The 24,343-nt window shown below is 61.1% G+C and carries 20 protein-coding genes; 4 read left to right on the top strand and 16 right to left on the bottom strand.

Translation table 11 applies throughout. From position 1 onward, the window contains the following. Nucleotides 1–8: 8 nt before the first annotated feature. The 4 genes from BD293_RS15135 to BD293_RS23370 all read right to left on the bottom strand — a co-directional run bounded on the left by BD293_RS15135 (nt 9) and on the right by BD293_RS23370 (nt 2,971). Nucleotides 9–1,049, bottom strand: a complete 1,041-nt coding sequence (locus BD293_RS15135; protein WP_142083099.1) for a TRAP transporter substrate-binding protein — start codon at nt 1,047–1,049, stop codon at nt 9–11. Between the two features lie 19 nt (nt 1,050–1,068). Then, nucleotides 1,069–1,878: a putative hydro-lyase gene (locus tag BD293_RS15130; RefSeq protein ID WP_246086321.1), complete on the bottom strand. Its 810-nt coding sequence runs from the start codon at nt 1,876–1,878 to the stop codon at nt 1,069–1,071. A gap of 104 nt (nt 1,879–1,982) precedes the next feature. Continuing rightward, nucleotides 1,983–2,843, bottom strand: coding sequence for a LysR family transcriptional regulator (locus tag BD293_RS15125; protein WP_142083095.1), 861 nt, complete (start codon nt 2,841–2,843; stop codon nt 1,983–1,985). After that, on the bottom strand, nt 2,840–2,971 hold the full coding sequence (locus BD293_RS23370; protein WP_281286674.1) for a hypothetical protein: 132 nt from the start codon (nt 2,969–2,971) through the stop codon (nt 2,840–2,842). Before BD293_RS23370 ends, BD293_RS15125 begins: the two co-directional genes overlap by 4 nt. A 253-nt stretch (nt 2,972–3,224) precedes the next feature. On the opposite strand from BD293_RS23370, the gene BD293_RS15120 reads away from it, so the two are divergent. Together BD293_RS15120 and BD293_RS15115 are read left to right on the top strand one after the other, a co-directional pair. Beyond that, on the top strand, nt 3,225–5,243 hold the full coding sequence (locus BD293_RS15120) for an NADPH-dependent 2,4-dienoyl-CoA reductase (RefSeq protein ID WP_142083092.1): 2,019 nt from the start codon (nt 3,225–3,227) through the stop codon (nt 5,241–5,243). Nucleotides 5,244–5,468: 225 nt separating this feature from the next. Then, nucleotides 5,469–7,955 carry a GcvT family protein gene (locus tag BD293_RS15115; RefSeq protein WP_142083090.1) on the top strand — a complete coding sequence of 829 codons (2,487 nt, stop codon included), beginning with the start codon at nt 5,469–5,471 and terminating at the stop codon, nt 7,953–7,955. 9 nt (nt 7,956–7,964) lie between these two features. On the opposite strand, the gene BD293_RS15110 is transcribed toward BD293_RS15115, so the two are convergent. The 8 genes from BD293_RS15110 to chvE form a co-directional block, all read right to left on the bottom strand. Further along, nucleotides 7,965–8,798: an SMP-30/gluconolactonase/LRE family protein gene (locus BD293_RS15110; protein WP_142083087.1), complete on the bottom strand. Its 834-nt coding sequence runs from the start codon at nt 8,796–8,798 to the stop codon at nt 7,965–7,967. A 48-nt stretch (nt 8,799–8,846) separates the two neighbouring features. Continuing rightward, a complete protein-coding gene (locus BD293_RS15105; RefSeq protein WP_142083084.1) occupies nt 8,847–10,349 on the bottom strand; it encodes an aldehyde dehydrogenase (NADP(+)) in 1,503 nt (500 codons plus the stop codon). Between the two features lie 10 nt (nt 10,350–10,359). Beyond that, the gene (locus tag BD293_RS15100; protein WP_142083081.1) at nt 10,360–11,277 is read right to left on the bottom strand and encodes a dihydrodipicolinate synthase family protein; all 918 of its coding nucleotides are present in this window, start codon (nt 11,275–11,277) and stop codon (nt 10,360–10,362) included. A 9-nt stretch (nt 11,278–11,286) separates the two neighbouring features. Then, nucleotides 11,287–12,201 carry a Gfo/Idh/MocA family protein gene (locus BD293_RS15095; RefSeq protein ID WP_142083079.1) on the bottom strand — a complete coding sequence of 305 codons (915 nt, stop codon included), beginning with the start codon at nt 12,199–12,201 and terminating at the stop codon, nt 11,287–11,289. Beyond that, nucleotides 12,201–13,943: an L-arabinonate dehydratase gene (araD, locus tag BD293_RS15090; protein ID WP_142083077.1), complete on the bottom strand. Its 1,743-nt coding sequence runs from the start codon at nt 13,941–13,943 to the stop codon at nt 12,201–12,203. Before araD ends, BD293_RS15095 begins: the two co-directional genes overlap by 1 nt. Nucleotides 13,944–13,963: 20 nt before the next feature. Then, on the bottom strand, nt 13,964–15,193 hold the full coding sequence (gene mmsB / locus BD293_RS15085) for a multiple monosaccharide ABC transporter permease (protein ID WP_142083075.1): 1,230 nt from the start codon (nt 15,191–15,193) through the stop codon (nt 13,964–13,966). A 1-nt stretch (nt 15,194) separates the two neighbouring features. Next, a complete protein-coding gene (gene mmsA / locus BD293_RS15080; RefSeq protein ID WP_142083072.1) occupies nt 15,195–16,727 on the bottom strand; it encodes a multiple monosaccharide ABC transporter ATP-binding protein in 1,533 nt (510 codons plus the stop codon). A gap of 84 nt (nt 16,728–16,811) precedes the next feature. Continuing rightward, nucleotides 16,812–17,861, bottom strand: coding sequence for a multiple monosaccharide ABC transporter substrate-binding protein (gene chvE / locus BD293_RS15075; protein ID WP_142083069.1), 1,050 nt, complete (start codon nt 17,859–17,861; stop codon nt 16,812–16,814). Between the two features lie 143 nt (nt 17,862–18,004). On the opposite strand from chvE, the gene BD293_RS15070 reads away from it, so the two are divergent. Both BD293_RS15070 and BD293_RS15065 read left to right on the top strand, forming a co-directional pair. Further along, nucleotides 18,005–18,922 (top strand): LysR family transcriptional regulator, encoded by a 918-nt coding sequence (locus BD293_RS15070; protein WP_142083066.1) that lies wholly within the window; start codon nt 18,005–18,007, stop codon nt 18,920–18,922. 123 nt (nt 18,923–19,045) lie between these two features. Next, nucleotides 19,046–20,443 (top strand): M20 family metallopeptidase, encoded by a 1,398-nt coding sequence (locus tag BD293_RS15065; protein ID WP_142083064.1) that lies wholly within the window; start codon nt 19,046–19,048, stop codon nt 20,441–20,443. A 2-nt stretch (nt 20,444–20,445) separates the two neighbouring features. Here the strand turns inward: BD293_RS15065 and BD293_RS15060 are convergent, their stop codons facing one another. The 4 genes from BD293_RS15060 to BD293_RS15045 all read right to left on the bottom strand — a co-directional run bounded on the left by BD293_RS15060 (nt 20,446) and on the right by BD293_RS15045 (nt 24,304). Then, nucleotides 20,446–21,372, bottom strand: coding sequence for an SRPBCC family protein (locus BD293_RS15060; protein WP_142083061.1), 927 nt, complete (start codon nt 21,370–21,372; stop codon nt 20,446–20,448). A gap of 10 nt (nt 21,373–21,382) precedes the next feature. Further along, nucleotides 21,383–22,228, bottom strand: a complete 846-nt coding sequence (locus tag BD293_RS15055) for a phosphoenolpyruvate hydrolase family protein (protein ID WP_142083059.1) — start codon at nt 22,226–22,228, stop codon at nt 21,383–21,385. Next, nucleotides 22,225–23,313 carry a Tm-1-like ATP-binding domain-containing protein gene (locus BD293_RS15050; protein WP_281286673.1) on the bottom strand — a complete coding sequence of 363 codons (1,089 nt, stop codon included), beginning with the start codon at nt 23,311–23,313 and terminating at the stop codon, nt 22,225–22,227. Before BD293_RS15050 ends, BD293_RS15055 begins: the two co-directional genes overlap by 4 nt. Then, a protein-coding gene (locus tag BD293_RS15045; protein ID WP_142079576.1) for an IS630 family transposase occupies nt 23,241–24,304 on the bottom strand; the annotation gives its coding sequence in 2 pieces (ribosomal slippage) (nt 23,241–23,816 and nt 23,819–24,304; 1,062 coding nt in all). Before BD293_RS15045 ends, BD293_RS15050 begins: the two co-directional genes overlap by 73 nt. Nucleotides 24,305–24,343: the final 39 nt, after the last annotated feature.

Genomic DNA, 24,343 nt, shown 5'->3' with positions numbered 1-24,343 from the left:
TTCGTGGCTTAGTCCAGATCGACGGTTACACCAACAACGGCACCGACGCTGTCATTCCAGCGCTGTGCCCAGTCATTGCCTGCACGCGCTGCCCAATCCGGCAGCACTTCGGTGATCAGAATGTTGCGCGCGGCGTCAAAATCAGCTTCCGATGCTTCGACCAGTACCATGTCGCGGGCATCCCCATACGGGCACTCGGCATTGCCGGTCAGGCAGGCCACGTCATTGACCAACGCATCTTGCGCGACGGCCCATGCGGGCGTTTCAAACTCGGCTGTGATGGTCGTCTGAATCAGTTCCTGAGTTTCCGCATCAAGGCTGTTCCAGCGGTCCATGTTCATTGCAGTGACAACGGGGTCCCAACCGCCCAAGGGCAGCGTGACCAGATGGGTCGAGACTTCCCACCAGCCGGCGTTATAGCCTGAACCCGCACCCGTGACCGCGCAGTCGATCGCGCCGCGTTGCAGCGCTCCCGGCACTTCACCGAAATCGACATTCACGCCTTCCGCGCCCAAGGCTTCCAACAATTTTGCTGTCATGCGACCAGAACCGCGCACTTTCAGCCCGCGCATATCGTCCAGCCCCGACACTTCAGCATTGCAGAACACGATCTGCGGCGGGTAGGGCGCGATGGCCAGCACATGGCTGTTGAACCGGTCGCGGAAGATGTCATTGACCATCGGGCGCGCAGCATCGACCATGGCGCGGGCGGTGTCTGCGTCCAGTGCCACCAGCGGCACATCAAGCCCCTCTAACTCTGGCGCGTCAGCCACTGCGTAATCGCCGACAGTCATGGCCACGTCATAGACGCCGTCGCCCAACAGGTTGAACACATCGCCCACACCTAGCCCCATCTCGTTGTGGGTGGTCATGGCAACTTCCAACGTGCCGTTTGAGGCTTCGGGCAGGATCTCTGTCCAGAAGGGAGATTCGAACTGCTGATAGAGCGGCAGGTTGGACCAGCTGCCGACGACCGAGAGCATTTCCGCACTGGCAGGCGCGGCCAGCGCGCTGGACAGCAAAAGGGCGGATGTTAATTTCAGTTTCATTGTTTTCTCCACTGTTGGGTCAAGGTTTCCAGATGGGCAGCGCCGCATCCTCGTCGATATCGCTGATCAGCATATGTCCCGGCGCGTGGGTGATGACCAACGGAATGCCCGCTGATAGAAGGGTGTTCTGCGAGGTGACGCCGCAGGCCCAGAAAACCGGCACCTCGTCGGGCAGGATCGTGACGGCATCCCCCCAATCGGGCCGGTCCAACGCCGCGATGCCGATAGCGGCGGGGTCGCCCACATGAACCGGCGCGCCATGCGCAAGCGGGTAGCGCGCACAAATTTCCACCGCGCGGGGCACATCGCCACCGCGCAAGGGCCGCATCGACACTACCATTGTGCCGCCGAATACGCCGCCCCCTTCCAGTGGCAGGGTGGTGCGATACATCGGCACCGTACGGTTCTGTTCGACGTGGCGCATTGGTATGCCTGCCGCCATCAACGCGCGCTCGAAAGTGAAGGAACAGCCAAGCGCGACAGTCATCATGTCATCACGCCAATGCGCTGCGATATCTGTGACTTCATCGGAAAATTTTCCGTCACGATACAGACGGTAGCGCGGCAGATCGTGGCGAATGTCAATGTCCGGGCCCAGCGTGGGCAGACTTGGATCGCCAGTTTCCCCAACGCCCACAATCGGGCAAGGCTTGGGGTTGCGCAGGCAAAAGCGCAGGAAGTCCAGCGCATACGCCGCAGGCAGAATGGCAATGTTGCATTGCAACTTGCCCGGCGCTAGCCCGGCGGTGTGATCATTGAAGGCCCCGGACCGAATGGCCGCCCGCAATTCGGCCAAGCTTTGGACGCTGGCAATACTCTGATCGGTCAACCGCATTCCCCCAATTCTGCTGCGCATCTCTGGGAGAGAGCGTTGCGGATCTAGGGTATCAAATCAAATCGTATTATGTGATTGGTTGCGATCAGGTTTGGCTATCACCAGATTTGCGCCACCTCGACGGCCAGTTGTGCACACCGCTCGGCCAGAGAGGTGCGCGGCTCGGCCATCCAGGACGCCGTAAAGTCGAGGGGTGAGGGCAGCCATCCAGGGTCGAAGCTTCGCAGTTGGCCGTTTGCAACACGCTCTTGCGCCAACGCGTTCGGGATAGGCCCGACCCCGATACCGGATGCGATCATCTGGATGCTGGCGGATAGTGACGCGCAACTGAACACCCGGACGCTGGGGCCGTGGCGCTTGCTCAGTTCCTCAACCAGTTCGCGGTAGGGTCGCGTGTTGCGCGCATAGCTGATCACAGGCGTTGTCAGGAAATCAGGCACAGGGCTGCCAGCGGCCCGATACCAACCCAGATCGAAACTGGGCAACGGAACATTATTGACCGAATAGGCCGATACAGGCCCCATCAAAAGCGCCAGATCTAGTTCTCGCGCAAGCAATGCTTCGCGCAGGTTGAACGAGATGTCGACCGTCAGTTCAAGGCTCAGGCGCGGATATTCCTGACTGAGCCGTTCCAGAAACCGGGGCAGCCAGGTTTCTGCAATGGTCTCTGACGCGCCAACACGAAACAGCCCTTCCAGCCCGGTGGGATCACTGACGCGCTGGCGGATTTCTTCTTGCACAAAGACAATCTGTTCGGCGTAGCCGCGCAGCAATTCCCCCTCGCGTGTCAGGACCACACCGCGGGTTGTGCGCTCGAACAGCTTGACCCGAAGGTCATCTTCCAGCGTTTGCAGGCGCGCCGTGACTGCCGGCTGCGAGATGTTCATCTGCTCGGATGCGCGGCGTACGCCTTTCAGGCGCGCAACCCACAAAAACGTCTGGATCTGGTCGAGTGTCACGGCGCACGCGACCCATCAAAGGGTTTCGGGCCACCCCCTGCGCCTGCACCTGCGCGCGCGGCGGCTGGGGCATAGGTCAGCGCCACGGCCGTGGCTATAACGATATTCAGGCCGTTCCTTGTCGTCATCACACCTCTCCTTCAAGATCATTGCACCGCCAATATGTTGATAGGCGAGAAGGTCGGCCATGTCATGCAGGTCGTGGAGTATTGGCGATACTGCACTGAACAGGATTATATTCCGATCCACTTTGCCCCCGTTTACACTGTCTCAGGTGGCAAACGCTAACCGGCGCGGCGATATAAGGGAATGACGCCGCGTCTTGCGTGACAGGGCGGCACAGGGGCGCGTATCTGTGGCGTGAGTGTTCAGGAGGAAACCATGACTCAATACCCCCATCTGCTTGCCCCGCTTGATCTGGGGTTCACCACGCTGAAAAATCGCGTGCTGATGGGCTCTATGCATACCGGGCTAGAGGAGCGCGGCGACTGGAACCGTGTGGCCGAGTATTACACCGCGCGCGCCCGTGGCGGTGTGGCGCTGATGGTCACAGGCGGCATGGCCCCCAACCCCGAGGGGGGCGTTTTCCCCGGTGCGGCGGGTCTGTATACCCCGCAAGATATTGAAAACCATCGCCTTGTGACCGGCCGCGTCCATGCCGAGGGCGGCAAGATCGCCATGCAAATTCTGCATGCGGGCCGCTATGCCTATGGCCCCGATTGCGTGGCACCATCGGCGCTGAAATCGCCGATCTCGCCCTTCAAGCCGCGCGCGCTGGATGAGGCAGGCATCGAGAAGCAGATAGCCGATATTGTCACCGCCGCCACGCGCGCGCGCGAGGCAGGCTATGACGGGGTCGAGGTGATGGGCTCGGAGGGGTATTTCATCAACCAGTTCCTGTGTGCGGCCACGAACCAGCGCGAGGACCGTTGGGGCGGCAGTTATGCAAACCGTATGCGCTTGGCCGTCGAGATTGTGACCCGCGTGCGCGCCGCCCTTGGGCCGGACTCGATCCTGATCTACCGCATTTCGCTGATCGACCTGATCCCCGGCGGCCAGAGCTTTGACGAAGTAACGCAGCTTGCCCAAGCCATTGAAGCGGCGGGCGCGACGATCCTGAACACCGGCATCGGCTGGCACGAAGCGCGCGTGCCGACCATCGCCACCTCGGTGCCGCGCGCCGCATGGGCGTGGGTCACGCAAAAGCTGATGGGCAAGGTGGGCATTCCGCTGGTCACCTCGAACCGGATCAACACGCCAGATGTGGCCGAGGACCTGCTGGCGGGCGGGGCCGCTGACATGGTGTCGATGGCGCGGCCCTTTCTGGCGGACCCTGATTTCGTGGCCAAGGCCGCATCGGGGCGCGCGGCCCAGATCGCGCCGTGTATCGCGTGCAATCAGGCCTGTCTGGACCACACGTTTCAGGGCAAAGTGTCGTCTTGCCTTGTTAACCCGCGCGCCTGTCATGAAACCGAATTGCGCTATGACCCTGCCGCCACCCTCAAGACGATTGCCGTTATCGGGGCGGGCCCTGCCGGGTTGATGGCGGCTTTGGTTGCGGACCAGCGCGGCCATGAAGTGACCCTGTTCGAGGGGGACGGGCAGCTTGGCGGGCAGTTGAACATGGCGCGCATGATCCCCGGCAAGGAGGAGTTTCACGGGCTGGTGCAGTGGTTTGAGGGGGAAGTGGCGCGCTCACGCATTGCGTTGCGCCTGAACACCCGCGCCACCGCGCAAGATCTGGCAGGCTTTGACGAGGTAATCATCGCCACAGGCGTCGTCCCCCGTGATCCAAAGATCGCGGGGCAGGACGCGCCGCATGTGCTGCGCTACATTGATGTGCTGAAAGGCAAGGCCCCCGTCGGTGCGCGCGTGGTCGTGGTGGGGGCCGGCGGGATCGGGTTCGATGTGTCGGAATACCTGACCCATGACGGGGCCAGCCCGACCGAGGATCTGGATTTGTGGCAGCGCGAATGGGGGGTGACAGACCCGGCAGATGCGGCGGGCGGGCTGGCCCCCGCAGGGCCACAACCCGAAGCACCTGCGCGGTCTGTGACATTGGTGCAGCGCAAGACGGGCAAGCCCGGCAAAGGGCTTGGCAAGACAACAGGCTGGATTCACCGTGCGGCCCTTGCGGCCAAGAATGTGCGCATGATCGGCGGGCTGGAATATCGCCGGATCACGGATGCCGGGCTGCTTGTGCTGCGCGACGGGCAGGAAGAATTGCTGGAAGCCGACACAATTGTTCTGTGCACAGGGCAAGACCCGCTGCGCGAACTGGCTGATGCGCTGGAGGGTGCAGGTAAAGCTGTCCATGTCATCGGGGGCGCAGATGTTGCCGCCGAGTTGGACGCGAAACGCGCGATTGATCAGGCCGCACGACTGGCCGCAACGTTGTAGATGCGCCCCATAGGGCCCGCCCACCCACCCCCGCGTCGCGTTCCGCGCCGCTTGCCCTATGGGGCGCAACGCACGCGCGCGGGTACTGTGGGGTGCTTGCCCCTAGATTCCACCGCCTTTAAGGCCAAGGTCGCATTTGCGCTCTGTCACGTCGCGCGTGCCTGATCTGAGTTGCCGCAGATTTGTCATGACAGGGCCAGCCGCAACCCAGCCGGAGTCCTGCCAATGAAAACTCATGTCAAAGCGCTTGTTGTGGGCGGCGGGGCCGTGGGCGCCTCGGTCGCGTATCATCTGGCCAAAGCGGGGTGGGATACCCTGCTGCTGGAACGCGACGAGCTGACCTCTGGCTCGACTTGGCACGCCGCCGGATTGCTGCCTCTGTTCAATATGGGCTACGCGACCAGCCATATTCATGACTATAGCGTGAAATTCTACAAAACGCTGGAGGCAGAAACCGGCCTGAACGCGGGCTTCTATGTTGTGGGCAATCTGCGCATGGCGCAGACGCAGGCGCGCATGGATGAATACATGCTGTATGCCAGCACAGCGGAATCGGTGGGCATTCCCTATGAGTGGATGACGCCTGCGCAGATCAAGGACCGGTGGCCCTTGGTGCGCACCGAAGACCTGCAAGGCGCGATTTATCATCCGACAGATGGCTATATCAACCCCGCCGATGTGACGCAGGCCATGGCCAAGGGCGCGCGCCAGCACGGCGCTGAAATCATGCGCCGTGTGCAGGTGGATGGCTATGCTTGGACAGGCAGCGAATGGATCGTGTCCTGTACCAAGATGGTAGAGAAGGGCGGCAATCTTGTGCCCTCGGACGAGCGTTTTGAGATTACTGCCGAACATGTCGTCACTGCCACGGGCAACCACGCCCAACGCACCGCGCGTCTGCTGGGGATCAAGAGTGCGGCCATTCCGGTGGAGCATCAGTTCATCGTCACCGAACCTGACGCGGCCCTGCTGGAATACCGCAAATCCAACCCCGAACACCCTGTTTTGCGCGATGCCGATGCCAAATGGTATGTCCGCGAGGAACGCGGCGGCTGGATTCTGGGCCCGTATGAGCGGGGCGCGCCCGCGCGGTTCCTGTATGACGTGCCCGAGACATTCCGCGCCGATCTGTTCCCGCTCGATCTGGACCGGATCGAGGAAGAATATATGTCGATGATCCACCGGATTCCCAGTTCGGAAACGGTGGGGCTGAAGGATGATTATAACGGCCCGATCTGCTACACGCCCGATGGCAACCCGTTGGTTGGCCCCGCACCGGGCCTGCGCAACATGTGGCTGGCCGAGGGGTTCAGCTTTGGCATTACTGCCGCTGGCGGCACCGGGCATTATCTGGCGCAGATGATGGTTGAGGGCGAGGCCGAGATTGACATGGCGTCGCTTGACCCCAAACGCTTCGGCGATTGGGTGACAACCGAATATGCCGCGCGCAAGAATGAAGAAGCGTATGAGCATGTCTATATCCTGCATCACCCCGATGAAGAGCGCGAAGCTTGCCGGCCCTTGCGCACAGCCCCCTGTTACGGCCGGATGAAGGACCAAGGCGCGCAGTTTGGCTGCGTCAACGGGTTCGAGCGGCCCAATTACTTCGCGCCCGCAGACTTTGATGATCACGCATCGCGCAGTTTCCGCCGGGGCGGCTGGTGGCAATATGCGGTGGATGAGGCACGCGCCATCCGCGAAGGCGTCGGCATGATTGACGCCACCGCTTTCACCAAGCATCTGGTGCGTGGCCCTGGTGCGACAGCATTTCTGGACTGGTTCACCTGCAACAAACTGCCGAAGGTGGGGCGCATCAACCTGACCTATGCGCTGACAGACAATGGCACGGTGCGCACGGAATATACCATCGTGCGGCTGGCCGAGCATGAATATTACCTGATCTCTTCCGGTGCGCTGACCGCCTATGACGGGGATTTCCTGCGCAAGGCAGCAGAGGACAAGCTGGCCGAGTTTGGCTGGATCGACATTCATGATGTCACCACGCAATGGGGCGTTTTTGCTGTGGCTGGCCCGAAATCGCGCGATTTGCTGGGCAAGCTGGTGGGAGATGCCGACCCTGCCACGGTGCTGTCGAACAAGCGCTTCCCGTGGCTGTCGATGCGCAATATCGAGTTGGGCATGTGCCCTGTGCGCGCGGTGCGTGTGGCCTATACTGGTGAAATGGGGTGGGAATTGCACCACCCTATCGAGATGCAGAATTACCTGTTCGACCAGATTATGGCCGCTGGCGAAGATGTGGGACTGAAGCTGGTGGGTGCGCGCGCGCAAAACTGGCTGCGGCAGGAGAAATCCTACCGCGCCTTTGGCAATGAGTTGGGCCGCGACGCCACGCCCTTGGAAGCAGACTTGCCGCGCTTTATCGACATGTCGAAAGACTTTCACGGCAAGGTGGCGATGGAGCAGACGGGCATTCGCGCCAAATGCTGCACCTTGTTGATCGACGGACCAGCGGATGCTGACCCTTGGGGCCGCGAGGCGCTGTATGATGGCGACACCAAGGTGGGGCGTCTGACTTCGGGCGGGTATTCGGTGGCGTTCGGTCAGTCCATCGGCATGGGCTATGTCCGGCCCGATCTTGTGGTGGAGGGGGCCAAATTGAAGGTCCGCATGCTCGATCAGCTTTGGGATGCGACGGTCACATGTGACAGCCCCTATGACCCGAGCAATGCGACAATCCGCAAGGACGGGTGAGGGCTGAGCTTAGGCCAGATGGACGCGGTGTTCGGTCTGACCTTGTGCCTCGGTCTGCGCGCCGAAGGTTGCGCCATCCAGCGGGCCGGGCTGCGCAATCCCTTGGCGCGCACTGGTGCAGTATAGCTGGCGCAAATCCGCGCCACCAAAGGCGGGGCAGGTGCTGTTTGCGGCAGGCACGGGCACGGTATGAAGTACCTGCCCGTCTGGCGCGTAGCAGGCAAGCTTGCCTGCGCCCCAAAGCGCCAGCCACAGATTTCCGCGCGTGTCCATCACGGCCCCGTCCGGGTTCAGCGCATCGTCGTTCAGATCCAGCCAGCATTCGGGTGTGCTGCGGGGCCAGCCATATTCGTCGAGTGCTACGCGCATCAGGCGGCGGGTGGGCGTGTCGGTGAAGTACGCGGTTTTGCCATCGGGGGCGAAGCAGATCGCGTTCGGGATGCTGAGGTCTGGGTAAAGGCAGCGCAGCTCGCCACGATACCACCGCCAGATCGCGCCTGCGCCGCGCTCTGCCGCTTTGCCCATTGTGCCGATCCAGAACCCGCCTTGTGGATCGGCGCGCCCGTCATTGGACCGTGTGGCGGGGTTGTCCGCGCCCAAGCGGCAGAGCGTGTCCTGCGCGCCGCTTTCCAGATTGAACAGCATCAGGCGGGTTTCAGTGGCGAGAAGCAACCTGTCGCGGTCCACCCAAGCAGCAGCCGAGGCCATCTCGTCCAACGCCCAACTGCGCGCAAGGCTGTGCAGTTTGCAGCCGGTGATGTCGAACCAGAACAGCGCAGCGCGTTCGGGGTGCCAGAGCGGCCCTTCGCCCAAGTCACAGCGGATATCATTGACCGGCGTCATTGGCCCCCCCCTTTTGTTGCGCAAACCTGCCCGCGTTATAGGCTGCGTTCAAGTCATCCCTTGTGGCAAAAGCGCATCTGGCAGGTTCTGATAGCAGACCGGACGCAGGAACCGACGGATCGAAAGCGTGCCGACCGATGTTGCGCCGAAATTGGTGCTGGCGGGGTAGGGGCCGCCATGGACCATCGCGTCCGCCACCTCGACCCCTGTGGGAAAGCCATTGGCCAGAACACGACCTGCCTTGCGTTCCAGAACCGGCATAAGGCGCTGGCCAAGCCCTGTGTCATTTTCATCCAAGTGTAAGGTGCAGGTCAGTTGGCCTTGCAGGGCTTGCGCCACCTCCAGCATCTGATCTGCATCGCGCGCGCGCACCACCAGCCCCAAGGGGCCAAACACCTCTTCGCCCAAGGCATGCGTGTTCAGCCAAATATCGGCGGTGGTCTCAAACAGGTTGGGCGCGGCGTGGCGCTGGTCGCTTGGTTTGCCCAGTACGGTTTGCACGCCAGCACTGCCCGCCACCAGATCGCGCCCGGCATGGTAGGCATCAGCAATGCCATCGGTCAGCATGGTTTGCGGCGGCACTGCGTCGAGGGCCGCGCTGGTCTGGGCAATGAAGGCATCTGCCGCTGGCCCGTCAATCACGACGGCAATTCCGGGGTTGGTGCAGAACTGGCCCGCACCCATGGTCAGGCTGCCTGCCCAACCGCTGGCAATCTCGTCGCCGCGCGCCGCCAGTGCAGAGGGCAGCAGGAACATGGGGTTCACACTGCCCAATTCGCCAAAGAAGGGGATCGGTTCTGGCCGCGCGGCACACAGATCGAACAAAGCGCGCCCACCGCGCAATGATCCGGTAAAGCCCACCGCGCGGATCAGCGGATGCGTGACGAGCGCGCCGCCCAAAGCATGGCTGTCGCCCTGAAGCAGGCTGAACACGCCCGCGTGCAGACCACAGCGCGCGACCGCGGCGGCAATAGCATCGCCCACCACCTCGCCTGTGCCGGGATGTGCGGGGTGTCCCTTGACCACCACCGGACAGCCCGCAGCCAAGGCCGCCGCCGTGTCGCCACCGCCCACCGAAAAGGCCAGCGGAAAGTTGGACGCGCCGAACACCGCCACAGGGCCAATGGGGCGCTGGATCATGCGCAGCTCGGGGCGCGGTGCGGGTTGTCGGTCGGGCAGGGCAGGGTCGTGGCGCTGGTCCAGATAGGTGCCCTTGCGGATATGATCGGCAAACAGCCGGAACTGGCCAGTGGTGCGCCCGCGCTCGCCGTTCAGGCGCGCTTCGGGCAGTCCGGTTTCTGCGCAGCCCATCTCGGTAATAGCCTCGGCGCGGGCGTCAATCTCCTCTGCGATGGCCTCCAACAACTGGGCGCGATCCTCGGGGGTGGTGTGGCCAAAAGACCAGAACGCGGCCTCGGCGCTCCCACAGGCGAGCGCCACTTCTGCGGCGGTGCCCACGCTGAAGGCGTGACCGGTCGGAGTGGTGAAGCGCTCTGCACCAAGGGTTTTCTTGCCCGCAATCCAATGCGCGCCGTGTGGTGTATATGTCATATCAAGTTCCTTATTTTCCCCAACGCAGGGCGATCAGGTCAAGCTCCTCGGCCAGTTGCAACAACCGATCACGGGTGCGGGGGGAGAGGGGTTTCAGCGGATGGCGCACATGGTCCGAGCGGATCACGCCGCCCGCTTTCATCACTGTCTTGGAAGCGCGCAATCCGCATTGGCGGTTCTCGTGGTTGATCAGCGGCAGGCACCGCGTCCATTGCGCAAGGGCCGCATCCGTGTCGCCCGCGCGGTAGTCGATCACGATGGGACGGATATGTTCGGGCAGCAGCGCAGATGTCATGGTGCCGGTGCAGCCTGCATCCAGATCGGCCAGCAGGGTCACGGCCTCTTCGCCATCAAAGGGGCCAAGAATATCCGCCCCGCCCGCCTCGATCAGGGCGGCAAGCTTGTCGGCGGCGAAGGGCATTTCCATCTTGAAATAGCTGACCTGTTCCAACTCGCGCGCCATGCGCACCAGCAGCGGCACCGACATCTGACAGCCCGACAAGGGCGCGTCCTGCACCATGATGGGAATGGTGATGGCGTCTGACACGGCCTTAAAATGCTCGAACACGCCTTCCTCGGCGGGGACCAGCCCGACACCGTGATAGGGCGGCATCATCATCACCATGGCCGCGCCCATTGCCTGTGCGGCGCGCGCCCGCGCCACCACAACATCGGTCGAGAAATGGCTGATCGTCACGATCACAGGCACGCGCCCGCCTGCATGTTCCAGTGACACCCGCATCAGGGCAAGCCGCTCTTCATCGGACAAAAGGAACTGTTCGGAATAATTCGCCAGAATGCAGATCGCATCGACACCCTGATCTATCATGCAATCAATCACGCGGCGCATGCCGTCATGATCGACTGTGCCGTCATCGAAAAAAGGGGTGGGGGCGACAGGCAGAATGCCTGTAAGGGGCGTTTTCATAGCGTTTCCTCAAAAGTGAAAGGGCGCGGCGGTGACGCGGCGGCCCAGTGTGAAAGCATCGGCGACCAGCACCATGGGCGACAGGTCCATGTCAGACTGACCTGCGCGCACCAACTCGGCCATGCGCGCATAGAGGCGCGGATATTCACCGCTGAGTGTGGCGTCCGGGGCCGCGCTGACCGCGCCGTCAATCACCAGCCGTGCGCCGCCATCATGCAAGGCAAGCGTGCCGTGATCGGTTTCCAGTTCGATGCTCCATGTTTGCGGGCCTTCCTGACGCCAATCGAAATCGGCTTCGATTCCGTTGGACAGGTGCAGGTGCGCTGCAATGGGGGTCTGTCGGTTTTCGGGAAATTCGAGCGTGGCGGCGCGCAGATGCACGGGGCGGGGCAGGATCTCGGTCAGGATCGACAGCGCATTGATGCCGGGGTCGAACACGCCCATGCCGCCGGGTTCAAACACCCAGTCCTGACCGGGGTGCCATTTGCGCACATCCTCGCGCCATGTGATGCGCCCGGAAGTGATGGTTTTATCCGCCAGCCAAGCCTTGGCGGGGGCGACCATCGCCGCCTCTCGGCTGTGCCATGTGGCGAAAATGCCCAGTTGCAAGTCATGCGCCGCGCGTTCCAGCAGGGCACATTCGCTTAAGGTGGCACCGGGGGGCTTTTCCAGCATGACATAGCGCCCGGCTTGCAGGGCTTTCATCGCGTAGTCAAAACGCGGCACTGGCGGCAGGCAGAGCGAGACGACACGAATATCGCTGCGCGCCTCCAGCATTGCGTCAAGATCACGCCACGCCTCGACCCCGTCCACCGCACCGTTGCGCGACACCGTTGCCGCCAGTTCCCAATCGGGCGAGGCCGCCAATGCGGGCACATGCTGATCGAGGGCGATCTTTCCTATTCCGACAAGAGCGATTTTCATCAGTGGCTGTCCCGTCCGACGGGCGCACCACGGCACCCTTTGAGGAAATCCAGATCGGCCCCGGTATCGGCCCCCTCCACATGGCGGTCATGCAACCACGCATAGCCCGTGGCGGGCCGGTCTTTTGCGGGCACCCACTGTTCCAGCCGCGCGGCAAGTTCCGCATCGGGTATGTCCAGATGCAGGCGGCGCGCGGTCACATCCAGCTCGATCATATCGCCGCTTTGCACCACTGCCAGCGGGCCACCCGCCGCCGCTTCGGGCGAGGTATGCAGCACAACAGTTCCGTAAGCCGTGCCCGACATGCGCGCATCTGAAATGCGCACCATATCCGTGATGCCCTTTTTCAGCACCTTCGGCGGCAGGCCCATATTGCCCACCTCTGCCATGCCCGGATAGCCCTTGGGGCCGCAGTTTTTCAGGACCATGACGCAGGTCTCATCAATGTCCAGATCGGGGTCATTGATGCGCGCCTTGTAATCGTCGATATCTTCAAACACGACCGCGCGGCCCCGATGCTGCAGCAGATGCGCAGAGGCCGCAGAGGGTTTCAGCACTGCCCCCTTCGGGGCCAGATTGCCGCGCAGCACAACTATGCCGCCTTCCTGTGTCAGCGCTTGCTCGACCGGCAGAATCACATCGGGGTTGTGGTTGATGACCCCTTGCAATTCATCCCAGACCGGCCCGCCTGAAACGGTCAGCGCGTCCTTATGCAGCAAGCCCGCCTCGCCCAGACGGCGCAGCACGACCGGCACGCCGCCAGCGTAGAAAAATTCCTCCATCAGATATTTGCCCGACGGCATCAGGTTCACGATTGTGGGCACCCCGCGCCCGCAACGGTCCCAGTCGTCAAGGCTCAGGTCCAGCCCCACGCGCCCGGCAATGGCCAGCAGGTGAATGACCGCGTTGGTAGACCCGCCAATCGCGGCATTGGTGCGGATGGCATTCTCAAACGCCTGTTTGGTCAGAATATCCGAGGGTTTCAGATCATCCTTGGCCATCTGCACAATGCGCCGCCCCGAAAGCTGCGCCATCACGCTGCGTCGCGAATCCACCGCCGGAATGGCCGCATTGCCTGACAGTGCCATGCCCAGCGCTTCGGCCATCGACGCCATGGTGGAGGCTGTGCCCATCGTGTTGCACGACCCCGCCGAGCGCGACATGGAGGCTTCGGCTTCCAGAAACTCCTCCTGCGTCATCTCGCCTGCCTTCACCGCTTCGGAGAATTTCCAAAGATGCGTGCCTGATCCAACACGCTCGCCCCGGAAATGGCCGTTCAGCATTGGCCCGCCGCTGACAAGGATCGACGGCAGGTCGGTCGAGGCAGCGGCCATCAGCAGGCTGGGCGTGGTCTTGTCACAGCCTGCCAGCAGCACGCAGCCATCCATCGGCAGGCCCCGCATCTGTTCCTCAATCGACATGGCCGCAAGGTTGCGAAACATCATCGCGGACGGGCGGAACCCGGATTCCGAGGCGGAAAAGGCAGGCACTTCGACCGGCAGGCCACCGGCCTCATAAATCCCGGCGCGCACTTTTTGGGCCAGTGCAGCCAGATGGGCGTTGCAGGGTGTCAGTTCCGACCATGTGTTCAGAATGGCGATAACGGGGCGGCCATCGAACATATCATGCGGGATGCCCTGATTTTTCATCCATCCGCGATGATAAATCTGGTCGCGTCCACTGCCGCCGAACCATTCCTGAGAGCGCAGCTTGCGGGGCCAATCGGCTGGTTTGAATGTCATGTTTTGCCCTTCTGCCCGCCTCAGGCGCGTTTGCTTTTGTTGTAGACATCGAAGATCACAGCCGCCAGCAACACCAGCCCCTTGATCATCTGCTGATAGTCGATGCCGATCCCCATGATCGACATGCCGTTATTGAGCACCCCCATCAGGAAAGCGCCGACAACCGCGCCCACGATCTTGCCGACACCGCCCGACATGGATGCACCGCCAATAAAGGCTGCGGCGATCACATCCAGTTCCAGCGCGAAACCTGCCTTCGGTGTGGCGGTGTTCAGCCGCGCGGCAAAGACCAGCCCCGCCGCCGCGGCCAGCACCCCCATATTGACGAAGGCCAGAAAGGTCAGCCGCTCGGATTTGATGCCCGACAGTTTGGCGGCCTTTTCATTGCCGCCCACAGCGTAAACCTGGCGACCGATCACAGTGTTTTCGGTCAGAAAGGCGTAGATGATCGTCAGAATGCCCATCGTCAGCAGCACATTCGGCAGACCGCGAAAACTGGCCAGCTTGAAGGTGATAAAGACAAGCGCCGCCGCTATGATCACGTTGCGGATGACGAAAAACAGGAATGGCTCCCCCGCAACACCAAAACTCGCGTTGCGGGCGCGTTTCTTGACGCCCAGCCAGACGATGACGCCCGCCGCAACCACACCGGTCAACAGCGCCAGCACATTGACATTGCGCTCGCCAAACATCACGGCCAGCGATTGCCCCCATGCGGCGGGAAACGGATCAGCGACAAAGCCCGTGGCGATGACTTGAAATTCGCGCGGGAAGGGGCCGACAGACTGGCCTTGCAGCAACCACAGCGACAACCCGCGAAAAACCAGCATGCCCGCCAGCGTCACGATGAAGGACGGGATTTTCCAATAGGCAATCCAATAGCCCTGCGCCGCGCCGATCAACCCGCCCGCTACCAGACAGATCACAACCGCCAGCATCAGCGGCAGGCCCATCGATACGATCAGCACCGCCGCCAGCGCGCCGATGAATCCCATCACCGACCCCACCGACAGGTCGATATTGCCTGACACGATGACGATCAGCATCCCAAGCGCCATGATGACGATATAACTGTTTTGCAACAGCAGGTTGGTGATGTTCACAGGTCGCAGCAATGTGCCATTCGTGGTGATCTGGAAAAACACCATGACGGCGATCAGGGCGAACAGAAGCCCGTATTCGCGCAGGTGGTTTACCAGATAGTCGCGCATGGATTGCGCCGTGCCGGATTGTGCAGTTGCGGATTGCATTTCAGACTTTCTCCGATTTTGTGACGATCATGGACATGATGCGTTCCTGACTGGCGTCTTGCGCTGTCAATTCGCCCATGATGGCCCCTTCGTTCATGACGTAAATCCTGTCACACATGCCCAGCAGTTCCGGCATTTCAGAGGAGATCATAACAACCCCCTTGCCTTGGGCGGACAACTCGTTGATCAGGCCGTAAATCTCGAATTTTGCACCGACATCAATGCCGCGTGTCGGCTCGTCCAGAATCAGAACGGCGGGTTCGGAAAACAGCCATTTCGACAAGACGACCTTTTGCTGGTTGCCGCCCGACAAGTTCATGACCTGCTGGAACACGCTGGGTGTGCGAATATTCATGCTTTTGCGGTAGCCCTCGGCCACCTGCGTTTCGCGCGCCTCGTTCAGCAGACCATTTTTGGCCACGGCTTTCAGGTTTGCCATGCTGATATTGCGCTGAATGTTTTCTTCCAGAATAAGGCCCAGTGATTTGCGGTCCTCGGTCACATAGGCCAGCCCCGCGGCAATAGCGGCGCTGACAGTGTGCAGGCGCACAGGCTTGCCGTTGATGCGCGCCTCGCCCGTAATATCGCGGCCATAGGACTGGCCGAAAATGCTCATCGCCAGTTCGGTGCGCCCTGCGCCCATCAGTCCGGCAATGCCGACAACCTCGCCCTCGCGTACATCGAAGGAAATGTTCTTGATGACATGCCTGTCGGGGAAATCCGGGTGGCGCACGGACCAGTTTTCGATTTCCATCAGGAGCGCGCCTGCGCGGCGCTGGCGGGCAGGGTAGCGGTTTTCCATATCGCGCCCGACCATATCGCGCACGATCCGGTTTTCGGTAATCTGGTCTGTGGCCGCGTTCAGGGTCGAGACAGTCGCACCGTCGCGCAGCACAGTGATGCTGTCGGCCACGCGGCGGATTTCATTCAGCTTGTGACTGATAATGATCTGCGTGACGCCTCCGGATTTCAATTCCAGCATAAGCTGCAACAGCGCGTCGCTGTCAGCTTCGGACAGCGAGGCTGTCGGCTCATCCAAAATCAGCAGACGCACATCCTTGGCCAGTGCCTTAGCAATCTCGACCAGTTGCTGCTTGCCGACGCCCAGCTTTTCCACCGGGGTTGTCGGTGCGTCACTCAAGCCCACTTTGGCCAGCAATTCGCGGGTGCGCTGCGTGGTTTCGTGCCAGCTGATACAGCCGTTGCGGGTGATCTCGTTGCCCAGAAACAGGTTTTCGGCAATCGACAGAAGCGGCACAAGGGCCAGCTCCTGATGGATGATGATGATGCCGCGCGCTTCGCTGTCGCGGATCGAGCGGAACGCGGCGAGTTCACCGTCATAGTGAATTTCACCGTCATAGCTGCCCGCCGGATAGACACCGGACAGCACTTTCATAAGGGTTGACTTGCCTGCGCCGTTTTCGCCGACAACGGCGTGAATCTCGCCCTGTGCCACGCTCAGGTTCACCCGATCCAGCGCCTTCACACCTGGGAAGGTCTTGGAGATGGCGCGCATTTCCAGCAATGGCTGCATCTTGTTCCGTCCTTTCCGGTCTTGCGCATGCCCCGAAAGCCGATTGGCCCCGGAACATGCGATCTTGTCATGGAATGAAGTGGATCAGCGCAGCTGGTCTTCGGTATAGTAGCCCGAACCGACAAGGATTTCTTCCCAGTTCGACCCGTCTACGGCAACCGGCTCCAGCAAAAAGCTCGGGACAACCTTGACGCCATTGTCATAGGTTTCCGTGTCGTTGATTTCCGGCTCTGACCCGCTGATAAGCGCATCGACCATGCCGACTGTGACCCGCGCCAACTCGCGTGTGTCCTTGAACACGGTCGAATACTGCTCGCCTGCCAGAATGGACTTGATCGACGGCACCTCGGCATCTTGTCCGGTGACGATAGGCATGAGCTGGTCGTCAGACCCATAGCCAACCCCTTTCAGCGAGGACAGAATGCCGATGGACAGCCCGTCATAGGGGGACAACACGCCATGAACCTCATCGTCGGTGTAATGGGCGGATAGAAGGTTATCCATCCGCGCCTGTGCAACGGCCCCGTCCCAGCGCAATGTGCCGACACGGTCCATGCCCATCTGCCCGGACACAACATTGATCGCGCCATCGTCGATCAGGGGTTGCAGGATCGACATGGCCCCGTCGTAGAAGAAATAAGCGTTGTTATCATCGGGCGAGCCGCCGAAAATCTCGACATTCCAAGGCCCGTCGCCAAAGCGTTCTTCCAGTCCCGACACAAGCGATGTTGCCTGCTGCACGCCGACCTGAAAATTGTCGAATGTCGCATAGTAGCTGACATGTTCACTGTCGCGGATCAGCCGGTCATAGGCGATGATCTCGACCCCGGCGAAATGCGCGTTCTCCAACGCGTTCGACAAGGTTGTCCCGTCAATTGCCGCGATGACCAGAACATCCACGCCATTCGTGACCATGTTCTCAATCTGCGCAAGCTGGTTGGGGATATCATCTTCGGCATATTGCAGGATGGTTGTGTAACCCGCTTCTTCGAATTGGCTGACCATCGCCTGACCATCCGAGATCCAGCGCGCAGAGGATTGTGTGGGCATTGCGATGCCCACCATGCCCTCGGCAATCGCACCGGTGGCAAGTGTCATTCCGACCACAGATGCGGCCACAAGTTTGTAAGTCATTTCATGCTCCTCCCAGAGAAATGTCTTGGCGCGTGGGCATTCATGGCCGGGCGCTCTGACACGGCAAACTTTATCGAAACAAAGCATCCCGGACAAATCATATTAGTTGCAATATCCATATCATTAACATTATGCTTTGCGTCATGCTGTCCATTGCTCGCCTCAAGTCATCACATCTGCGGCTGCTCCTGAGCATTGCCGATACGGGAAAGTTGCAACTGGCCGCTGACCAACTGGCCATTTCGCAGCCCGCTGCCTCGCGAATTCTGGCCGAGATAGAGGCTGATATTGGCGCTGCCATTTTCGAGCGCCTGCCGCGCGGTATGATGCCGACCGCGATTGGCCAAACCTTTCTGCGCCGTGCCAGTGTGATCCTGAGCGAGTTTGAAACGCTTGAGAATGAGTTGCAGATGATCCGCTCTGGCAAGTCTGGAAAAGTGCGTATCGGCGCTGTCACGGGCCCTGCGGTCGGCTATGTCGTCCCGGCGGTGCGCCATCTTCGCCAATTCGCCCCGGATATTGAGGTAACGATCCATGTCGCCCCCTCGGCAGAGTTGGCGCGCGGGCTGGAAGAACGCAATTTCGATTTCATCATCTCGCGTCTGCCCACCGGATATGATGCTACGGATTTGGAAATCACGCCTGCCAGAACCGAACGTGTGGCACTTCTGGTTAATGAAAACCACCCGCTTGCGGCCGAGCGCGGCGGTGCCCTTGAAAAGCTGCGCCAGTTTGAATGGGTGATGCAGGATCGGGGCACCCCGATCCGGCAGGCGGTCGAGAATGCGTTTTTCCTTGCGGGGCAATCCCTGCCGGATCAGGTCTCGAACAGTTCGTCTTTGCTGGTGGCGCTGACGATGCTGTCTGCGGGTGACGTCATAACCCCGCAAGCCAAAGAGGTGGCGGACCTGCTGACCGAAACCGGAATTGGTGCGCGCTTGGCGGTTCTGGATATTGCCGAGAATATTATGGTCGAGCCATATTTCGTGATCCGGCACCGGCACCATTCTGCCACCGAGGCTGTGATGCGCCTGTATCAGCGGGTGCTGGACAGCCTGTAGCGCCAGCCCTGTGCTGCGAATGATACAGGCAACATGACCTGTCAGGCAGGGGGTTTGCACAGTCAGGGGTTGCACCCGCGTGCCCGATGCGGCCTATGGATGCCAAACAGTCAGGAGGCAGGAATGGACAGACAACAGGCAGTGGAACATGCGGTGTCAGATTTTGACTCTGGCCGCTTTCTGGACGATCTTGCGCGACTGATCGCAGTGCCGACCGAAAGCCAGAACCCGGAGCGCGGCGCAGAGTTGCGCACCTATCTGGATCAGCACATGCGCCCGATGCTGGAAGCGATGGGCTATACGGTCACGCTGCATGACAACCCTCTTGGCGTGCCCTATCCGCTTCTGACCGCAGAACGGCATGAGGGGGAAAACCTGCCGACTGTGCTGACCTACGGGCATGGCGATGTGATTATGGGCCATGAGGGGCGCTGGGCAGACGACCGCGACCCTTGGACCTTGCACCGCGTCGAAGATCGGGTTTACGGGCGCGGTGTGGCCGACAATAAGGGCCAGCATTTCATCAATATCCGCGCGCTGGGTCATGTGATGGCCGCGCGCGGGGGGAAGCTGGGCTTTAATTCCAAGATTCTGATCGAAACGGGCGAAGAGACAGGCTCGCCCGGTCTGGCCGAGTTTTGCGCTGCGCAAAAGGTGCGGCTGGCGGCAGATGTGCTGATCGCCTCTGACGGTCCGCGGATCGACCCCGCGCGGCCCACGATCTTTTTGGGCACGCGCGGTGCCGTGAATTTCTCGCTGACGGTTGATCTGCGCGAAGGCGCACATCACTCTGGCAATTGGGGCGGGTTGCTGGCCAATCCTGCCGTGATACTGGCGCAGGCGTTGGCCTGTATTACCGATGCGCGCGGCGCAATCCTTGTGCCCGAATGGCGCCCCGACAGCCTGACCGCCGAAGTACGCGCTGCTTTGGCTGATATCACCCTGCCCGATCATCCTGACCTGCCGCAGATTGACCGCAACTGGGGCGAGCCGGACCTGCGCCCCGAAGAACGCGTTTTCGGCTGGAACAGCTTTGAGGTGCTCGCACTACATGCCGGCACGCCAGAGCGTCCGGTCAATGCCATTCCGGGGGCTGCTGTCGGCCATTGCCAGTTGCGCTATGTTGTGGGCACCGACCCCGATGACATTTTGCCCGCGCTGCGTCGCCATCTGGACCGCAACGGGTTTGAACAAGTGCAACTCGATGCCACGCGCGAGACGATTTTTCACGCCACCCGCGCACCGCTGAACAGTCCTTGGGTGAAACTCGCCGCGGCGTCGTTGCTAGCCACCACTGGCAAGCCCCCTGCACTGATGCCCAATCTGGGCGGCTCACTACCCAACGAATGCTTTGCCCATACGCTAGGTGTGCCAACCGTCTGGGTGCCGCATTCCTATGGCGGCTGCAACCAGCACGCCCCAGACGAGCACGCCTTGCTGCCCCTGATGCGCGAGGCGGTCCAGATCATGACAGGGCTGTTCTGGGATGTAGGAGATCAGGGCGGCGCGTTGACCAAATGATGCTACGCGCCGCGATTTTGGGCAAGCTGCTGGTCCAGCGTGTCAAAGGCCTTTTGGAACACGTTGTCATGCACATTGGGGATCAGCGCCAGATCATCTTGCGGTGCGGCGGTCCAGTCCGCCGTCCAGACGGCAAAGGTCTGGTTGCGGTCGGTCAGCGGGTAAAGCTGCGCACCGGCATGATAATTCAGCCAAGGCATGGGGCTTTTCAATATCCGGTAGCGGAATGCGTGGTCATGATCGGATAAGAACGTAAGCTGTTCATGCAACTGCCCGTCCCCGAACACGAAATCACGCACACCCGACACTTTGTCTGAGCGCACACCCTCGATCATCTCCATTTCGGGGATATCTTCGTGCCAGTGTTTCATACCGGCAAAATCGCGCATCTTGTCCCACACCACATGCAGCGGCGCGCGGATCACGCTGGAGGTGAAGACCTTGGCGGGGCGCAACCCTTGCCAGCGGGCATCTGCGACCTCGGGGGCCGGTTCGCGGGCGATATACTCGGCCAGTGCCTTCAGTCCGGCGGCGAACACATCGCGCGAGATCAGCGCGCTGTATTTCCCGCTATCGGCGGGTTCATCGTCAAAACTGGCGTGCCAGCGCACAAAGGTCTGGTCGCCATTGGTCACGGGGATCAACTCCAGCGTGGCCAGATAATGCGCCACCGGAAAGGCGGGTGTTTCAAAATTATAGCGCATCCGGTAGCGGCTGTCGTCCAGTTCCAGCAACCGTTCGCGCACGAAGCTGCCATCGGCCAGATGAAAGGCGCGGATGCAGCCCACACTGTCGGCATCGCGCCCGTCCTCTATGGTGCTGTCACGCACGCCGGGGTTCCAGCGCGGCAGGCCATTGAAATCGCGCGCGACCGCCCAGACAGCTTCAACGGGTGCGTCGATCAGGGTTGTGGCAAGGGCCTCGGCCATGATGTCCTCCTTAGAAGGTGAGCGCCTTGAACGCGCGGGTTGTGTCGCATAGCGCGGATTCGGTGGGCAACCGCTCCATAGAGCTGGCCCCATAAAATCCGTGGCAATGCCGCGCCTTTTGCAAAACGTATGCCGCGTCTTGCGGCGTTGCAATCGGACCGCCGTGGCAGATAATCAGAATATCAGGGCGCACGCGCAGCGCCGCTTCTGCCCACAGATCAATGTCGTCCACGCAATCATCCAGCGAACGGACAGTTTCAGCGCCGATGGTCCCGCCCGAAGTCAGGCCCATATGCATGACCAGAATATCGGCCCCTGCATTGGCCATGGCCACGGCTTCATCGGCGGAAAAGACATATGGCGTGGTCAGCAGGTCGCGTTCCTGCGCCATGCGGATCATGTCGACTTCCAATGAATAACTCATGCCGGTTTCTTCCAGATTTTGCCGGAAGACCCCGTCAATCAGCCCGACCGTCGGAAAGTTCTGCACGCCCGCAAAGCCAAGCGCCTTCAGCCGGTCCAGATGTTGGTCCATCATCACGAACGGATCAGTGCCGTTGACGCCCGCCAGAACTGGCGTTTTGTGCACCACGGGCAGCACTTCGCGCGCCATGTCCAACACGATCTCATTGGCATTGCCGTATGCCAGAAGCCCCGCCAGCGACCCGCGCCCGGCCATGCGGTAGCGGCCAGAGTTGTAGATCACGATCAGGTCAATGCCGCCGCTCTCCTCGCTTTTGGCCGAAAGCCCTGTGCCTGCACCGCCGCCAATGATCGGAATGCGCTGCTTGGCCATCTCTTGAAACTTGCGCATCAGCGCGCCGCGGTCGCGGTGTTCGTTCTTGGTCTGGGTCATGGAAGCATCCTGAGAAGTTCATCAGCCATCGCAGAGGCAAAGGCCGGATCGTTGATATGCAGTGGAAGTTCGATCAGATGGCGGCGCGGGCCGGGTTTGAACGTGTCCCGGATCGTGGTGAACAGTGCCTCATCAGCTTCGGGGTCATGAAACGGCATGCCCGGTGCATCGACCGCCGAAACCCCGCCCAGCGGCAGGAACAGCGTGACCGGCCCGTCGCACCGGTTCAGGCGCTCGGTCAGAAAGCGCGCGATCTGCGCATTCTCGGATGGTGTGGTGCGCATCAGGGTGATCTGCGGATTGTGCACCAACAGCTGGCGGTCAGAGAACTTGTCCGGCACTGTTTCGCGGCCTGCGAAATTGACCATATCCACAGCGCCCACCGACCCGACCCACGGGATACCCGTGCGCGCAACAACGCCGTAGCGGTCGGCGGAGCAGGGCATGACCCCGCCCACCAGATGATCGGCGATTTCGGTCGCGGTCACATCCAGCAGCCCCGTGACAAGGCCGGACTCCGCCAGCTTCTCCATCGACGCCCCGCCTGTTCCGGTGGCATGGAACACATAAGGCTCGATCTTGCCTGCCAGTTCTTTGCGTAGATGCTCGACGCAGGTGGTGGTGACGCCGAACATCGTGATCCCGACACCGGGCAGATCGTCTGACGCCTCGGGGATGGTGTTTTGCGCCATGCCCGCTGCCGCATGGGCGGCATTGCCGATTACACGGCGGCTGATCGCGTTCAGGCCCGCCACATCCGTGACCGAATAGACCATACCCAGATCGGTGGCGCCCACATATTGCGTGACCTGCCCCGATGCGACCGTGGATACCATCAGCTTGGGCACGCCGACAGGCAGCGCCCGCATCGCCTGTGTGACCAGCGCAGTGTTGCCGGACCCGCCAAGGCCCAGCACCGCCGCGATATCGTCGCGCGCGCATAGCCAATGCGTCAGCGCTTCGGCCATGCGGGTCACGGCCTCGCCGCGATCCTTATACCAATCAGCATTGATCAGAACTCTTGAGCCCAGTCGCGGGTTCCAATGGAGGTGATTGTGTCGGGCATGCTGACCAATTTGTTCCAAGCCTTGCAGCAATGATCTACGATGTCTTCATAGGTTTCGAAGATGAGGTTTGATAGCCAGTTGTCTCGCATGAATTGCCAGATGTTTTCGACTGGATTGAGTTCTGGGCATTTTGCGGGGATCGGGATGATGGTGATGTTGTCCGGAATGACCAGCTTGTCAGTCATGTGCCATGCGGCTTGATCCACGAGCACAGCCCCATGTGCTTTGGGTGCGACAGTTTGGGAGATTTCAGCAAGATGCAGGGCCATCGCTTCGGTATTGCACGCTGGCAGCACAAGACCTGCAGCTTTCCCGAGGGCTGGGCAAATCGCTCCAAAGATGTAGCTTGAACTCGTGCGCTGATCATGTGGGGCGGAAGGTCGCGTACCGCGCTTCGCCCATCGGCGCGTGATCTTGTTTTTCTGGCCGACACGCGCTTCATCTTGGAACCAGACTTCGATCACAGTGCCTTGCAGGAGCCGTGCGCGGAGCTTTGCTACTGCGGCTGCAAACCCTTTTTTTTAAAGTCCTCCAGTGCGGCTGTATCTTGCGCGTGATGGCGCGGGCGTGCTGTGAGTTTGACATAACCAAGCGCCCTGAGTTCCCGGCTTATCGACGTCTCGTGAAGTGAAATCCCAAATGTGTCTGCAATCCATTTCCTCAGATCACTCAGGCGCCAGCGGACGACCCCATGGACCGATAAGGTCGGACCGCTCTCAACAATTGCAGCAAGCGCCCTGCGCTGCTCATCGTTAAGCTTAGACTGCTGACCAGGAGCTTTGCCGTTGATCAAGCCGTCAGGCCCGCGGGCATTAAACCGCTCCACCCAGTCACGGACAATTTGTAGGCCAACACCACCAATCCGAGCAGCATCGCTGCGCCGACCGCCATCATAGATCTCCGCCAGCGCCAAAAGCCTGCGGGCTTGGTTGGCATCCTTTGTCTTTCGCGCAAGTTCTCTCAACTTCATGCCGTCGTAGTCTGTCCGTAACGCGAGCGCTGCGCCCATAGAGAGGCCCTCCCCAGAAAATCTGACGCCATTGAGTCA

Origin of the sequence: Roseinatronobacter monicus, assembly GCF_006716865.1 — a bacterium.
Taxonomy (GTDB): Bacteria; Pseudomonadota; Alphaproteobacteria; order Rhodobacterales; family Rhodobacteraceae; genus Roseinatronobacter; species Roseinatronobacter monicus.
This window is presented reverse-complemented; position numbering and strand designations above follow the sequence as displayed.

What these genes read in the sequence shown, in the direction of transcription:
- BD293_RS15100 (WP_142083081.1), bottom strand. Translation starts at nt 11,277, where the DNA reads ATGAAAACGCCCCTTACAGGCATTCTGCCTGTCGCCCCCACCCCTTTT.
- mmsB (WP_142083075.1), bottom strand. Translation starts at nt 15,193, where the DNA reads ATGCAATCCGCAACTGCACAATCCGGCACGGCGCAATCCATGCGCGAC.
- BD293_RS15135 (WP_142083099.1), bottom strand. Translation starts at nt 1,049, where the DNA reads ATGAAACTGAAATTAACATCCGCCCTTTTGCTGTCCAGCGCGCTGGCC.
- BD293_RS15060 (WP_142083061.1), bottom strand. Translation starts at nt 21,372, where the DNA reads ATGGCCGAGGCCCTTGCCACAACCCTGATCGACGCACCCGTTGAAGCT.
- BD293_RS15110 (WP_142083087.1), bottom strand. Translation starts at nt 8,798, where the DNA reads ATGACGCCGGTCAATGATATCCGCTGTGACTTGGGCGAAGGGCCGCTC.
- BD293_RS15095 (WP_142083079.1), bottom strand. Translation starts at nt 12,201, where the DNA reads ATGAAAATCGCTCTTGTCGGAATAGGAAAGATCGCCCTCGATCAGCAT.
- BD293_RS15055 (WP_142083059.1), bottom strand. Translation starts at nt 22,228, where the DNA reads ATGACCCAGACCAAGAACGAACACCGCGACCGCGGCGCGCTGATGCGC.
- BD293_RS15070 (WP_142083066.1), top strand. Translation starts at nt 18,005, where the DNA reads ATGCTGTCCATTGCTCGCCTCAAGTCATCACATCTGCGGCTGCTCCTG.
- mmsA (WP_142083072.1), bottom strand. Translation starts at nt 16,727, where the DNA reads ATGCAGCCATTGCTGGAAATGCGCGCCATCTCCAAGACCTTCCCAGGT.
- BD293_RS15065 (WP_142083064.1), top strand. Translation starts at nt 19,046, where the DNA reads ATGGACAGACAACAGGCAGTGGAACATGCGGTGTCAGATTTTGACTCT.
- BD293_RS23370 (WP_281286674.1), bottom strand. Translation starts at nt 2,971, where the DNA reads ATGACGACAAGGAACGGCCTGAATATCGTTATAGCCACGGCCGTGGCG.
- araD (WP_142083077.1), bottom strand. Translation starts at nt 13,943, where the DNA reads ATGACATTCAAACCAGCCGATTGGCCCCGCAAGCTGCGCTCTCAGGAA.
- BD293_RS15115 (WP_142083090.1), top strand. Translation starts at nt 5,469, where the DNA reads ATGAAAACTCATGTCAAAGCGCTTGTTGTGGGCGGCGGGGCCGTGGGC.
- BD293_RS15105 (WP_142083084.1), bottom strand. Translation starts at nt 10,349, where the DNA reads ATGACATATACACCACACGGCGCGCATTGGATTGCGGGCAAGAAAACC.
- BD293_RS15120 (WP_142083092.1), top strand. Translation starts at nt 3,225, where the DNA reads ATGACTCAATACCCCCATCTGCTTGCCCCGCTTGATCTGGGGTTCACC.
- chvE (WP_142083069.1), bottom strand. Translation starts at nt 17,861, where the DNA reads ATGACTTACAAACTTGTGGCCGCATCTGTGGTCGGAATGACACTTGCC.